This window comes from Streptomyces sp. NPDC090499 (genome assembly GCF_044769305.1).
Taxonomy (GTDB): Bacteria; Actinomycetota; Actinomycetes; order Streptomycetales; family Streptomycetaceae; genus Streptomyces.
In genome coordinates this window covers 398,083-411,038 of the sequence record NZ_JBIVXP010000002.1, presented here as the reverse complement: position 1 = coordinate 411,038, position 12,956 = coordinate 398,083, and the positions used below count along the sequence as shown (strand labels likewise).

Sequence of the window (12,956 nt, the reverse complement as noted above, 5' to 3'; positions counted from 1 at the left end):
AGTCATGCGCGTTCCCGGGTCTTCCTGCGCAGCTGGTCGATGTAGACCGCCACGACCAGCACCACACCCACCGCCACGTCCTGCCAGTACTGCTGGACGCCGATCACGATCAGCCCGGTGGTCAGCACCGCCGGGATGAACACACCGATCACCGTGCCCAGCACCGAACCCCGGCCGCCGAACAGGCTGGTGCCGCCGAGGACCACCGCGGTGATCACCTTGAGGTTGTCGGTGGAGTGCCCGGCGATCGACGTCGTGCCGTACGAGGCCAGCCACATCACCGCGCCGAGCCCGGCCAGCAGCCCCATCAGGCCGTACACCTTGATCAGTTGCCGGCCCACCGGAATGCCCGCCCGCCGGACGGCGGTCGGGTTCGACCCGATCGCGAGGGTGTGCTCGCCGAACCGGGTGCCGGCCAGCACCGCACCGAAGATCGCGGTCACCACGGCCGCCAGGATCACCATCCAGGGGATGCCCAGCACCTTGCCGAAACCCAGGCTGTTCTGCAGATGCGTCGAGGCCGCCCCGGCCGGGTCCTGGCCGCCGGTGGCCAGCTCGGCGATCCCCAGCGCCGCGCCGAGCCCGCCCAGCGTCACGATCAGCGGCGGCACCTTGCCGGTCGCCACCACCGCGCCCTGCAACGCCCCCCACGCCGTGCCCACCGCGAGCGCGATGACGACGCAGAACGCGACCGTGCCCCAGCCCGAAGTCGCCCCGCCGTGATGGATGTTGTACTCGCCCGCCGCCACCGCGGCCAGCACCAGCACCGAGCCGATCGACAGGTCGATGCCCGCCGTGATGATCACGAACGTCATGCCGACGCCGAGCACCAGGTAGATGGCCGCGTTCACGGCGATCTGGGTGATGTCGTAGGTGGTGAAGAACTTGCCCGGCGCCGCGATCGTGAAGAACAGGACCAGTGCCACCAGGATGACGAAGGTCCACAGTTCGTTGAGGGTCGCCGCGCGGCGCACCCAGTCGGGCACCGCGGAGCGGCCGCCCACGGCCGCCGGGGCCTTCTCGCTCTGCGCCGTCATCGTGCGCCCTCCGCTTCCCCGGTGCCGTTCGGCCCGTCCAGCGAGCCGGTCATGGCCCCGACCAGCTCCTCGATCGTCGTGTCGGCGGCCGTGTACGACGCGACGCGCCGGCCCAGCCGCAGCACCTCCACCCGGTCCGCGACCGACAGCACCTCGGGCATGTTGTGGCTGATCAGCACGACGCAGATACCCCGGTCGGCGACCCTGCGGACGGTCTCCAGGACGCGGGCGCGCTGGATCACCCCCAGCGCGGCGGTCGGCTCGTCCATGAAGATGACCTTGTGGGCGAAGGCGACCGCACGGGCCACCGCGACGGACTGCCGCTGACCGCCGGACAACGTTGTCACAGGAGCCGTCACATCCTTCAGCTCCACACCGAGTTCGGCGAAGGCCTTGACCGCCTCCTGGCGCATCGCGGGCCGGTCGAGGACGCCGATGCGCCCGAGCAGCCCCCCGCGCACGATCTCCCGGCCGAGGTAGAGATTGGCCGCCGCGTCCAGGTCGGGCGCGAGCGACAGGTCCTGGTAGACGGTCTCCACGCCCTGCCGCTGGGCGTCCATCGGACCGGAGAACCGCACCGCAGCGCCGTCCAGGCGGACCTCGCCGGCGTCGGGGGAGAGTACGCCCGACAGGACGTTCACCAGAGTGGACTTGCCGGCACCGTTGTCACCGATGAGGGCGACGACCTCGCCGGGGTATGCCGTGAAATCGGCGCCCGAGAGCGCCTGGACGTGGCCGAAACGCTTGACCACCCCATGTGCCGTGAGCAGTGGTTCCCTTGCAGAGGCCATGTTGTGCCTTCTGGTTGGTATCGTTAACAGCTTGGCTGATTCTTGGGGCGCCCACAGCGGGGTGTCAAGGGTGGTGCAGCCGGTCGCCGAGCGCGCTGGTCGCGCCGTCATCTCCCGTTGTTCGCACAGCTGTTGACACGCGTGCGAGTTGGTAACGTTAACGAGTCGACGCTCAAACGTGACGCAGCTGGAGGACGTGGCGTGGCAGCCACCCGGCCGACCATGAAGGACGTTGCCGCGGAAGCGGGCGTCAGCACGATGACAGTGTCCCGCGTCGTCAACGGCGACGCGGCGGTCGCCCCGCGGACCGCCGCGCGGGTGGAGGCCGCGGTCCGCAAGCTCGGCTACCAACGCGACGACGTGGCACGGCAGTTGCGCCGCACCCACGAACTGAGCCAGATCATCGGCCTGTTGGTCGACGACGTGACCGATCCCTTCATGGCCGCGGTCGCCTCCGCCGCCGAGGACGTCGCCCGGCAGCGCGGCAGCATCATGCTCATCGGCTCCAGCCGCGCCGACCTGCGCCGTGAGCGCGAGGTGATCGCAGCGTTCACCGCCCGCCGGGTCGACGGCCTGATCCTCACCCCGGCCGCCGGCAGCCACCGCTTCCTGCGGCCCGCGCAGGCGCAGGGCACGAAGATCGTCTGCGTCGACCGGGCGGCGACCGGTCTGGACGTGGACGCGGTGGTGGTCGACAACTTCGGCGCGGTGCGTGCGGCCGTGGAGCAGCTGGTGGCGCACGGCCACCGCAGGATCGGCTACCTGGGCGACACGCCGAGGACCTGGACGTTCGGCGAGCGTCGGCGGGGCTATCTCGCGGCGCTGGCGACCGCGGGCATCACGGCCGACCCCGCCCTGCTCAGGGACGGCGTGCGGACCGGTCCGGAGGCGGCCGCGGCGGTCACCGCGATGCTGGCGCTGCCCGACCCCCCGACGGCGCTCCTCGCCGGCAACGAACTGCTCGCCTTCGGCGCCCTGACCGCGGCCCCCGGCGGTCTCGCCTTCGTCGCCTTCGACGACTTCGCGCTCGCCGCCCGGCTGACCCCGCCCGTCACGGTCATCGCCCAGGACCCGGTCGCCCTCGCCACCAGCGCGGCCCACCTCCTCTTCGCCCGCATCCACGGCGACATCTCACCCCCACGCACGGTGGTCATGCCGACCCGGCTGATCCGACGCGGCTCGGGGGAGATACCCGGCCCGTTCGCCGCAGGTCGATAGACGCCGACGCGGGGACGCCCGGCCGCCTACCGGGTGCGGGCCGGTGGGGGCTGGTCGCGCAGTTCCCCGCGCCCCTGACGGGGCACGACGAGGCGCCCTGAAGGGGCGCGGGGAACTACGCGATCGGCCACGATGGTGCTGCAGTTGGGGGACGGCCTGTTGTGGGGTTGTGTGCGGGGCGCGCTTGATGGGGCGGTGTGTTGTTGCACCCCTGAAGGGGCGCGGGGAACTGCGCGACCAGCCACGACGGTGGCGCAGTCAAGGGGCGGCGGTGTGTCGCGGTGCTTTTGGCGGGGGCTCAGTTGGCCGGAGTGCGGCGGCCGCCCCGGCGGCCGGAGCCGTGGGGGTTCTTGCCGGACGCGTTGCCGGTGGCGCCGCCGGGCGGCGTGCGTCGCCGTGACCCGCGGTCTTCCTTGCCGGCCGGGTTGCCGGCGGTCGAACCGGCCGCGGCTCTGCGGTCGGCACCGCGACCCCCCGCCCCGGCCGCATCCTGCCTGACCCCGGCGGTTCCCTTGCGGCCGCCGTCCGTCGTGGCGGCCCGACGGCCCGAGCCGCGGCCGGTCGCCGCTCCGCCGGCGCCGCCGGAACGGCGGCGGCTGCCGGACTTGGCGGCGCTCTTCTGGTCCGGGCGGGGCGACGTGGCCGGCGTCGGCTGCGGGACCTCGATGACGACGGGCACGCCGGAGGGCTCGCGGGCGCCGGTGAGGGTCGTCAGTTCGGCGTCGCCCGACGCGATGCGGGCCGTGCGGGGGCGGATGCCCGCGTCCGACATGAGCCGGGTGACGTCCCGCTTCTGCTCGGGCAGGACCAGTGTGACCACGCTGCCGGAGCCCCCGGCGCGGGCCGTACGGCCGCCTCGGTGGACGTAGTCCTTGTGGTCGGTCGGCGGATCGACGTTCACGACGAGGTCGAGGTCGTCGATGTGTATGCCCCGGGCCGCGACGTTGGTCGCCACCAGCGCGGTGACCTGCCCGTTCCTGAACTGCTCCAGGGTGCGGTTGCGCTGCGGCTGGGAGCGGCCGCCGTGCAGTGCCGCGGCGCGGACGCCGACGGCGAGGAGCCGCTTGGCGAGCCGGTCGGCCGACCTCTTGGTGTCGAGGAAGAGGATCACCCGGCCGTCGCGGGCCGCGATGCGCGTGGTGACGGCCTTCTTGTCGGTCTCGTCCTGGACGTGGAGGACGTGGTGCTCCATGGTGGTGACCGCCCCCGCGGACGGGTCCACGGAGTGCACCACGGGGTCGGTCAGGAACCGCTGCACCAGCCGGTCGATGTTGCGGTCGAGGGTGGCCGAGAAGAGCAGCCGCTGCCCGTCGGGCCGTACCTGCTGGATCAGCTTGGTGATCTGCGGCAGGAAGCCCATGTCGGTCATCTGGTCGGCCTCGTCCAGCACCGTGATGCGGACGTCGCCGAGCACGCAGTCGCCGCGTTCCACGAGGTCGTTGAGGCGGCCGGGACTCGCCACGACCACCTCGGCGCCGCGCCGGAGGGTGGCGGCCTGCTTGGTGATCGACAGTCCGCCGACGACGGTGGCCACCCGGAGGTTCACCGCCGTCGCGTAGGGGGTCAGCGCGTCCGTGACCTGCTGGGCGAGCTCACGGGTGGGCACCAGCACGAGCGCGAGGGGCGCCTTGGGCCGTGCGCGCAGCCCTGCCGTACGGGCCAGGAGCGCCAGCCCGAACGCGAGGGTCTTGCCGGAGCCGGTGCGTCCCCGTCCCAGCAGGTCCCGGCCGGCCAGCGAGTTGGGCAGCGTGGCGGCCTGGATGGGGAACGGGGTGGTCACCCCCTGCGCGGTCAGGGTCTTCAGCAGCGCCGCGGGCATGTCCAGGGCGGCGAAGTCGTCGACGGCGGGAAGTCCGGGCGTCGTGTTCTCCGGCAGCCGGAACTCACGCGCGGCTGCCCCGGACGGCGGGGACGCCGCCGAGGACGTGGACGACGAGGTGCGTCTGTTCGACTTCTGGGGCCTGCGGGGCATGCAGCTGTCTGCCTTCCTGGAACAGCACAAACCGGGGTCCGCACCATGACGATACGGACCCCGGCGGGTGGATGAGCGTCCGGCGATCAGGCGGGGACGATGTTCTCCGCCTGCGGGCCCTTCTGGCCCTGCGTGACGTCGAAGGAGACCCGCTGGCCCTCCTGGAGCTCACGGAAGCCCTGGGACTGGATGTTCGAGTAGTGGGCGAACACGTCCGGGCCGCCACCGTCCTGCTGGATGAAGCCGAAACCCTTTTCGGCGTTGAACCACTTCACGGTTCCCTGTGCCATGACCTTCTCCGATCTGTAGGCAGAGGCCCCATCCGGAGATGCCGGTAAAACAACTAATGCGCCTGCAGGAGAAACATTCCCGTCAGGCGCACATAGGTTCATGGGTACCACAACTGCAACACCACAACCCTAGCACAGCCTCAGACCCGGTCCGGGGTGCGCGTGGCCCCGGGCTGTCCGAGGCGCTCCGCGGACGTCCACCGCGGAAGCATCACCAGCACCGTGCCCAGCGCCAGGCCCACGGCGGGCGCCACGGGGAACCGCCCGTCCGGCGCGAAGCCCCGCACGGCGAAGCGGGCCAGGGCGGCGACGGCCATGGCCAGCCCGGCCCACAGCGGCCAGGCGCCGCGCAGACCGGCGTCCGGGGCGGTCCGCGCGTACAGCACGCCCAGCCCGCGTTCCAGCGGCCGAAGTGCGCAGACGACTCCGGCCAGCACGGCGCCGAGCACCAGCAGCCATGGCGCGCGCAGCGCCCACCAGGCCGCGGACCCGAGCGCCGGCTCGGGCGCGAGGCCGGTCAGGTAGAACGCGGCGGCGGCGATCAGGACCGGCAGCATGTGCCACAGGTACAGCGTCATACTGGCCGCGCCCACGGGGCGGACCGCCCGCCACACCCGCTCGCGGTCCAGCAGCCGCCGCAGCGGAGGCGCCGCGAGGAGGCTCACGCCGACCTGGGCGACCACCCACGCCAGCATCGCGGCCGACGGCGGATCGGTGTTGCTCGGACTCTGCCCGGTCACCAGGATCAGGCTGACCGGGAACGGCCCGAGGGCCACCAGCGCGGCGAAGGCCAGCGCACCGCCCGCCGCCATCGCGAGCGGCACGAGCCGGCGGCCGGTCAGCAGCCCGTCCCGCCAGCAGAACCCCAACTGGTAGGCGACACCCCACACGAGGACGTAGTCCAGCAGTCCGACATACGGCGTGTGCGCGGCCACCACGAGCACGTCGGCCACCAGGGCGACCGCCCCCAGCACCGGCGGGACCCGCGGCCCCCACCGCAGGTGCGCCGCGTACAGCACCGGAGTGAGGGCGCTGAGCAGCAGGTACACCGGAAGGAACCAGAACTGCATCCCCATCGCCCAGCCCACCAGCGCCAGCGTGTCCGCGTCCACACCGGCCGCCGTGCAGATGCCGACGGCGAGCAGTACCGCACCGCTGTAGACCGCCACCGGCAGCAGCAGCCGCAGCGCCCGCCGCCCCAGCCACCCCGCGGGCGTACCTCCGGCCGCTCGGGCCCGCGCCCAGGAACCGCCCGCGGCATGGCCCCCGGCCAGGAAGAACAGCGGCATGATCTGGAACCCGAGGGTCAGCCACTGGGTCCAGTCCACGGTCGCCAGCAGCTCCGGGGCGATGATCCGCCCGTCGGGCTCCCGGACCAGCGCGGTGATCAGCCAGTGGCCGAGCACCACCAGCACGATCGCCCACGCGCGCAGGAAGTCGACGTACCGGTCTCGGCTCATGGCCGTCATGATCCCGGGGCCCGTCTCCGGTCGCGGCGGAAAGCCCCGGCCGCAACCAATCCGTGCCCGGTACGACACCGTCCGCCGGACCCGGTCGCGCAGCAGCCGCCCTGCCCCGGGCCGTAATTCGGTGGCGGCGCGGTGCGTGCGGCTTCTAAGGTCGGTGACGTCAGAGCGGCTGCCCCTCGGGGTGCCCGCGGGTGACCGGGTTCGACCAGGTTCGATCAGGGAGGTGTTGACCGATGGCTGTCGTTGCGATGGGCGCTGCCCGCGACCAGAAGTTCATCCATTCCACCTCTGCGGCCACCGGCTGACCTCTCGGCTTCCCGGGCCGCCCCTGTGAAGGGTCACCCTTGACTTCCAGCTCCGCTGTTTTCTCCGCGCTCGCTCCCTACGGCTGGGACGAGGCCTGGGCGAAGGAGTTCGCCCCCTACGACGCCGACGGCCTGCTCGCCGGGCGCGTCGTCCGCGTCGACCGCGGGCAGTGCGACATCGTCACCGCCGGCGGGCCGCTGCGCGCCGACACCGCGTTCGTCACCCCGCACGATCCGATGCGCGTCGTGTGCACCGGCGACTGGGTCGCCGTGGAACCCGGCGGCAACCCCCGCTACGTACGCGCGTATCTGCCGCGCCGGACCGCCTTCGTGCGTTCCACCTCCTCCAAGCGGTCCGAGGGGCAGATCCTCGCCGCCAACGTCGACCACGCGATCGTCGCCGTCTCCCTCGCCGTCGAGCTCGACCTCGGCCGCATCGAACGGTTCCTGGCGCTGGCCTGGGAGTCCGGCGCGCAGCCGGTCGTGGTCCTCACCAAGGCCGACCTGGTCCCGGACCCGGCGACCCTCGCGCACCTCGTCCAGGACGTGGAGACGACGGCACCGGGCGTGCCCGTCCTGACGGTCAGCGCGCACGCGGGCGACGGCCTGGACGTGCTGGTCGCCCTCGTCGGCTCCGGGACGTCGGTGCTGCTCGGCCAGTCCGGCGCCGGCAAGTCCACTCTCGCCAACGCGCTCCTCGGCGAGGACGTGATGGACGTCCGGGCCGCCCGGGACGTCGACGGCAAGGGCCGCCACACCACCACCACCCGCAACCTCCTCGGGCTCCCGGGTGGGGGCGTCCTGATCGACACGCCCGGACTGCGGGGCGTGGGGCTGTACGACGCCGAGACCGGCGTCGGCCAGGTGTTCGCCGAGATCGAGGAACTGGCGGAGAGCTGCCGGTTCTCCGACTGCGGACACGAGAGCGAGCCCGGCTGCGCGGTGCGCTCCGCGGTGGAGGCCGGGGAACTGCCCGTACGCCGGCTGGAGAGCTACCGCAAGCTGATGCGGGAGAACCAGTGGATCGTCGCGAAGACGGACGCCCGGCTCAGGTCCGAGATGAAGAAGGACTGGAAGAAGCGGGGTGCGGAGGGGAAGGCGGCGATGGAGGCGAAGCGGGGGCGGTGGGGGTAGGGACCTGACCGCGGGAGTGGGGGGAACCGGGGCCGGTCGCGCGGCCCCGGTTCCCCCCGCCCGGCACGGGCACGTCCGCACCGGCAGGCATCCACGTCCGATTCCCGCCAGCCCCACCCCCCGCCATCACCCACACTTGACGCGTGATGGACGAAGACACCAGGTACGAGGCGGTCCGCAGCCGAGACGCCAGGTTCGACGGCGCGTTCTTCTTCGCCGTCGAGACCACCGGCATCTACTGCCGTCCCAGCTGCCCCGCCGTCACCCCGAAGCGGCGCAACGTCCGCTTCTTCCCCACCGCGGCCGCCGCCCAGGGCTCCGGGTTCCGGGCCTGCCGCCGGTGCCGCCCGGACGCGGTCCCCGGCTCCGCCGAGTGGAACGTCCGGGCCGACGTCGTCGGCCGGGCCGTGCGGCTGATCGGCGACGGGGTGGTGGACCGGGAGGGCGTCGGCGGGCTCGCCGACCGGCTCGGCTACAGCGCCCGCCAGGTGCATCGGCAGCTCACCGCGGAACTCGGCGCCGGCCCCGTCGCCCTCGCCCGCGCCCAGCGGGCGCACACCGCCCGCACGCTGCTGCAGACCACCGAACTGCCCATCACGGACATCGCGTTCGCGAGCGGCTTCGCCAGCGTGCGGCAGTTCAACGACACCGTCCGCGCCGTGTACGCCACCACCCCGAGCGAGCTGCGCGAGGCCGCGCCCGGCGGCCGCGGCGCCCGGCGCGGCTCCCCGGCCGCCGGCATCCCGCTGCGGCTCGCCCACCGCGGCCCGTACCAGGCTGGCCCCGTCTTCGACCTGCTGGCACACGAGGCCGTGCCCGGCGTGGAGGAGGTCACCGGCACCCCCGGCACGCGCACCTACCGCCGAACCCTGCGGCTGCCGTACGGCCGTGCGGTCGTCGCCGTCGACGAACGGACCGGCACGACGCGCGCGTCCGCCACGGGCCTCGGCGCCCACCCCGGCGGCTGGCTCGAAGCCCGGTTGCGCCTTACCGACCCGCGCGACCTGACCACCGCCGTACAGCGGCTGCGCCGGCTGTTCGACCTCGACGCCGATCCGTACGCCGTCGACGAGCGGCTCGCCGAGGACCCCCGGCTCGCCCCGCTGGTCGCCGCCCGGCCGGGGCTGCGGTCGCCCGGCGCCGCCGACCCGGCCGAGGCCGCCGTACGGGCCCTAGTCGGCACCGCGGGCGCCGAGCGGCTGGTACGGCGGTACGGCACGGCGCTGGACGCTCCGTCCGGCGGCCCCACCCACCTGTTCCCCGAGCCCGCGGTGCTCGCCGCGGCGGAGCCCGACGGCAGCCTCGGCGCGCTCGCCGCGGCACTGGCCGACGGGACGCTGCGGCTGGATCCGGGCGTCGACCGGGACGAGGCGGGGGCGGCGCTGCGGGCCCTGCCCGGGATGGACCCGGCGACCGTCGCCACCGTCCGCGTCCGCGCCCTCGCCGACCCCGACGTCGCACTGCCCGGCCTGCCCGGCCTCGACGTACCGGACGAGTGGCGGCCCTGGCGCTCGTACGCCTCCCGGCACCTGCTGGCGTGACGCCGGCCGGGGTGGGGGTGGGGACGCTTACCGGCGCCGGCAGGGTGCCGCTGGACACGGCTAGGCAGCGGCCCCGTAAGGGGCGCTGGGGGTACCCCCGGCCGAAGGCTGGGGGAGGAACTGCGCGACCAGCCCCCACCCACCCGCGGCCACAGAACGACCGTCGCCACCCGAACAGAAAACCCCCCACTCCGCCACCCGGGTGGTCTCCTGGTCGCGTCGCTGTTCAGGGCACCGCCTGTATGTCACTTTCCCCTCCAGTAGGCCTCGGAAGGGCAGGTGCGGATGGGCAGGTTCGGGCGCGTGCTCGTCGTGGCGTTGTTGTCGGTGATGGGGGTGAGCGGGCGGGCCGGGGCCGACCCGGAGCCGGCGCTCTGGGCCGGGAGCTGGGAGGCCGCGCCGTCAGGTACCGAACCGGCGGTGCCCGGCGCCGCGTACCGCAACGTGGTGCACCTGAGCGTCGGCGGCAGCGAGGTCCGGGTGCGGGTCAGCAACCGGCTGGGCGGCGCCCCGCTCCGGCTCGGGGCCGTCACCGTCGCCCTGCGGCAGGGCAGCGGCCCGGCCGCCGTGGCCGGTTCGATGCGCGCCGCCACCTTCGCGGGCGCCGGCACCGCCGTCGTACCCGTCGGACAGGACCTGGTCAGTGACCCGGTGCCGCTCGTCGTGCCGGCCGGCGCCGACCTGCTGGTCAGCGTCGAGACCCCCGGCGACTCCGGGCCCGCCACGTACCACCGGGTCGCCCTGCAGACCAGCTACCTCGCCGAGGACGGCACCGGGCGCGCCGACGACGAGGACGGGGGCGCCTACACCCGCACCACCGGCCACTGGTTCTACGTCACCGGCGTCGACGTGCGGGCTGTGACCCGCGGCACCGTGGTCGCCTTCGGTGACTCCCTCACCGACGGCAACGGCACCAGCATGGACGCCAACCACCGCTGGCCCGACCGCCTCGCCGAGCGGCTGCGGTCCTTCCCGGTCGGCGTCCTCAACGCCGGCATCTCCGGCAACCGGCTCCTGCTCGACAGCACCGGAGGACCGGCGGCCCTCAGCCGCCTGGACGCCGACGGGCTCGACCGGAGCGGGGTCCGCACCCTGGTCCTCCTCGAAGGCATCAACGACATCAAGGGCACCCCGGAGGTCACGGACCCCGACGATCTCGTACGGGCCTACCGGACCATCGTGGCCCGCGCCCACGGGCGGGGGATCCGGGTGGTCGGCGCGACCCTCACCCCGTACCAGGGGTACAGCGCCTACACCGCCGCCCGGGAGGCCGTACGGCAGCGGGTGAACGCGCTGATCCGCACCGGACACGTCTTCGACGCGTACGTCGACTTCGACGCCGTCGTCCGGGATCCGCAGCAGCCCGGCCGTATCCGGCCCGCCTACGACCCCGGCGACCACCTGCACTTCAACGACACCGGCACGCGCGCCCTCGCCGACGCCGTCCCGCTCGCCGACCTGCTCTGAACACTCAGCCGGCCCAGATCACCGCGGTCAGCCAGCCGGCCGCGACGAGCAGGCAGGCGAACAGCTCGGCCAGCACGCTGGAGCCGCCCGCGTTCATCGCGGTGCGCAGGGCGGCCCGCGCCTCGGCACGGCGGCCGAGCCGGAGGCGTTCGTGCAGGTAGATCCCGGCCATGAAACCGGGGATCGCACCGAGCACGGGGAGCAGGACGAAACCGAGGACGGCGCCGGTACCGGCGTACACGCCCATCCTGGGGGTGGCGCCGCTCGCCCGGAGCCGGCGCGGGGGCAGGACCCAGCGGACCACCAGCGCCACCAGCAGCACCAGGGTCGCCCCGACCAGGACCGTCCAGGCCACCGGACGCGGGTCGTACAGCGCCCACCACAGCACCGCGGCCCACACCAGTCCCGTCCCCGGCACCCCGGGCACCAGCACCCCGCACAGGCCGAGCACCAGCACCAGGCCGACCAGCAGGAGTTCCCCTGCTCCCATCTGCCCAGAGTGCCGGACGGCGGGCGGACACGCAGGTCAGTTCCGGGTCACCCAGCCCCGTTCGTACGCGTGCCAGCCCAGCTGCATGCGGGTCGACACCCCGGCCAGCCCCATCAGCCGCCGCACCCGGCGCTGCACGGTCCGCAGGCCCACGTCGAGCTGCTTGGCGACGCTGGCGTCGGTGAGGCCCGCCAGCAGGAGCGACAGCACCTCCAGGTCGGTGGTGTCGGGGCCGTCCGGCTCCTCCTCGACCACCCCCGTCGCGCCGAGCCGCAGCGGCAGCGCCTCCCGCCACACCGACTCGAACAGGCCGCACAGGAGTTCCAGCAGGCCGCTGGCGTGCACCACCAGGGCGGCGGGTTCCGCGGCCTGCGAGGTGAGCGGGACCAGCGCCAGCGCGCGGTCGGCGACCACCAGCTTCGTCGGCACCCGCTCCACCACCCGCACCTGCTCGTCCCGGCCGAGCGCGGCCGTCAGCTCCGGGACGGCGTCCGGCAGGCCGAGCGCCGACCGCTCCACCACCACCCGGTAGCGCACGCCCCGCTGCGCGGCCTGTTCCTCCGCCTCGTTCTCCGTCCCGGTGACCGCCACCGGCTTGCCCGTGACCAGCGCGCACACCTCGTCCAGGGCACCCAGCTGGAGCTGGCGGAACCGCCGGGCGACGGCCGGGGCGCCGGTCACCACCTCCACCAGGTCGGGCACCGCGGGCCCGGCGGCGGCCGCCCGGTACTCCTCCGCGAGCAGCGCCGCCGCCAGCTCCGCCTGCTCCAGTTCGTGCCGCTGCTGGGTGAGCAGGGCGCCCAGCGCGACCCCGGGCGGCGCCGCCACCCAGCGGTCCGGGCAGCCCGGGGACCGGGCCGCAAGCCCGTGCCGCTCCAGCCGGCGCAGCGCGCGCTCGGTGTCCGGCTCCGCCAGCGTCAGACGCCGTGCCAGGCCCGGCACGTCGGCGGCGCCCGCGGACATCAGCGCCCGGTACGCCGACTCGTCCCGTTCGTCCAGCCCCAGCGCTGCCAGCATCGACCCGTGTCCCTCCCTCGACGTGCGGTGGCATGGCGGGAACCGGCCACGGCGCAAACCCGCCGCGGCCCATCATCGCCGTACCGCGGGTCACTCTGCCAAGATCACGTCATCGCAGCGCCTTCGCACGGGAAACCGATGCGCCATTCACAGCTGACCACCAGGAAGACCCGTCACAATCTGGCCTTCCGGCCGACGCGAGGGCGTTCGGCCGTGCGAACGGTG

At 73.8% G+C, this 12,956-nt stretch carries 11 protein-coding genes; 4 read left to right on the top strand and 7 right to left on the bottom strand.

The genetic code is table 11. From position 1 onward, the window contains the following. Positions 1-2: 2 nt before the first annotated feature. Both ACIQVL_RS10275 and ACIQVL_RS10270 read right to left on the bottom strand, forming a co-directional pair. Entirely contained in the window at positions 3-1,037 is a 1,035-nt protein-coding gene (locus tag ACIQVL_RS10275; protein WP_403430143.1) for an ABC transporter permease, read from the bottom strand. Next, a complete protein-coding gene (locus ACIQVL_RS10270; RefSeq protein WP_403430141.1) occupies positions 1,034-1,828 on the bottom strand; it encodes an ATP-binding cassette domain-containing protein in 795 nt (264 codons plus the stop codon). Before ACIQVL_RS10270 ends, ACIQVL_RS10275 begins: the two co-directional genes overlap by 4 nt. A 201-nt stretch (positions 1,829-2,029) precedes the next feature. On the opposite strand from ACIQVL_RS10270, the gene ACIQVL_RS10265 reads away from it, so the two are divergent. Beyond that, positions 2,030-3,046 (top strand): LacI family DNA-binding transcriptional regulator, encoded by a 1,017-nt coding sequence (locus ACIQVL_RS10265; protein ID WP_403430139.1) that lies wholly within the window; start codon positions 2,030-2,032, stop codon positions 3,044-3,046. A gap of 298 nt (positions 3,047-3,344) precedes the next feature. Here ACIQVL_RS10265 and ACIQVL_RS10260 read toward each other — a convergent pair whose 3' ends face one another. The 3 genes from ACIQVL_RS10260 to ACIQVL_RS10250 form a co-directional block, all read right to left on the bottom strand. Beyond that, positions 3,345-5,018, bottom strand: coding sequence for a DEAD/DEAH box helicase (locus ACIQVL_RS10260; protein ID WP_403475007.1), 1,674 nt, complete (start codon positions 5,016-5,018; stop codon positions 3,345-3,347). Between the two features lie 86 nt (positions 5,019-5,104). After that, a complete protein-coding gene (locus tag ACIQVL_RS10255; protein ID WP_016578941.1) occupies positions 5,105-5,308 on the bottom strand; it encodes a cold-shock protein in 204 nt (67 codons plus the stop codon). Positions 5,309-5,448: 140 nt separating this feature from the next. Next, positions 5,449-6,768 (bottom strand): acyltransferase, encoded by a 1,320-nt coding sequence (locus ACIQVL_RS10250; RefSeq protein WP_403475006.1) that lies wholly within the window; start codon positions 6,766-6,768, stop codon positions 5,449-5,451. Between the two features lie 353 nt (positions 6,769-7,121). On the opposite strand from ACIQVL_RS10250, the gene rsgA reads away from it, so the two are divergent. The 3 genes from rsgA to ACIQVL_RS10235 all read left to right on the top strand — a co-directional run bounded on the left by rsgA (position 7,122) and on the right by ACIQVL_RS10235 (position 11,224). After that, positions 7,122-8,216: a ribosome small subunit-dependent GTPase A gene (rsgA, locus tag ACIQVL_RS10245; protein ID WP_403475005.1), complete on the top strand. Its 1,095-nt coding sequence runs from the start codon at positions 7,122-7,124 to the stop codon at positions 8,214-8,216. Positions 8,217-8,362: 146 nt separating this feature from the next. Next, positions 8,363-9,757 (top strand): bifunctional transcriptional activator/DNA repair enzyme AdaA, encoded by a 1,395-nt coding sequence (locus ACIQVL_RS10240; protein ID WP_403475220.1) that lies wholly within the window; start codon positions 8,363-8,365, stop codon positions 9,755-9,757. Between the two features lie 285 nt (positions 9,758-10,042). After that, entirely contained in the window at positions 10,043-11,224 is a 1,182-nt protein-coding gene (locus tag ACIQVL_RS10235) for an SGNH/GDSL hydrolase family protein (protein ID WP_403475004.1), read from the top strand. 4 nt (positions 11,225-11,228) lie between these two features. Here the strand turns inward: ACIQVL_RS10235 and ACIQVL_RS10230 are convergent, their stop codons facing one another. Both ACIQVL_RS10230 and ACIQVL_RS10225 read right to left on the bottom strand, forming a co-directional pair. Then, complete coding sequence (locus ACIQVL_RS10230) at positions 11,229-11,714, bottom strand: DUF456 domain-containing protein (protein ID WP_403430115.1); 486 nt, start codon at positions 11,712-11,714, stop codon at positions 11,229-11,231. A gap of 36 nt (positions 11,715-11,750) precedes the next feature. Continuing rightward, on the bottom strand, positions 11,751-12,731 hold the full coding sequence (locus ACIQVL_RS10225) for a helix-turn-helix domain-containing protein (RefSeq protein ID WP_403475003.1): 981 nt from the start codon (positions 12,729-12,731) through the stop codon (positions 11,751-11,753). Positions 12,732-12,956: the final 225 nt, after the last annotated feature.

Excerpts from the sequence above, each read along its gene's own strand:
- ACIQVL_RS10275 (WP_403430143.1), bottom strand. The coding sequence starts at position 1,037 with ATGACGGCGCAGAGCGAGAAGGCCCCGGCGGCCGTGGGCGGCCGCTCC.
- ACIQVL_RS10270 (WP_403430141.1), bottom strand. The coding sequence starts at position 1,828 with ATGGCCTCTGCAAGGGAACCACTGCTCACGGCACATGGGGTGGTCAAG.
- ACIQVL_RS10260 (WP_403475007.1), bottom strand. The coding sequence starts at position 5,018 with ATGCCCCGCAGGCCCCAGAAGTCGAACAGACGCACCTCGTCGTCCACG.
- ACIQVL_RS10255 (WP_016578941.1), bottom strand. The coding sequence starts at position 5,308 with ATGGCACAGGGAACCGTGAAGTGGTTCAACGCCGAAAAGGGTTTCGGC.
- ACIQVL_RS10250 (WP_403475006.1), bottom strand. The coding sequence starts at position 6,768 with ATGAGCCGAGACCGGTACGTCGACTTCCTGCGCGCGTGGGCGATCGTG.
- ACIQVL_RS10240 (WP_403475220.1), top strand. The coding sequence starts at position 8,363 with ATGGACGAAGACACCAGGTACGAGGCGGTCCGCAGCCGAGACGCCAGG.
- ACIQVL_RS10235 (WP_403475004.1), top strand. The coding sequence starts at position 10,043 with ATGGGCAGGTTCGGGCGCGTGCTCGTCGTGGCGTTGTTGTCGGTGATG.
- ACIQVL_RS10230 (WP_403430115.1), bottom strand. The coding sequence starts at position 11,714 with ATGGGAGCAGGGGAACTCCTGCTGGTCGGCCTGGTGCTGGTGCTCGGC.
- ACIQVL_RS10225 (WP_403475003.1), bottom strand. The coding sequence starts at position 12,731 with ATGCTGGCAGCGCTGGGGCTGGACGAACGGGACGAGTCGGCGTACCGG.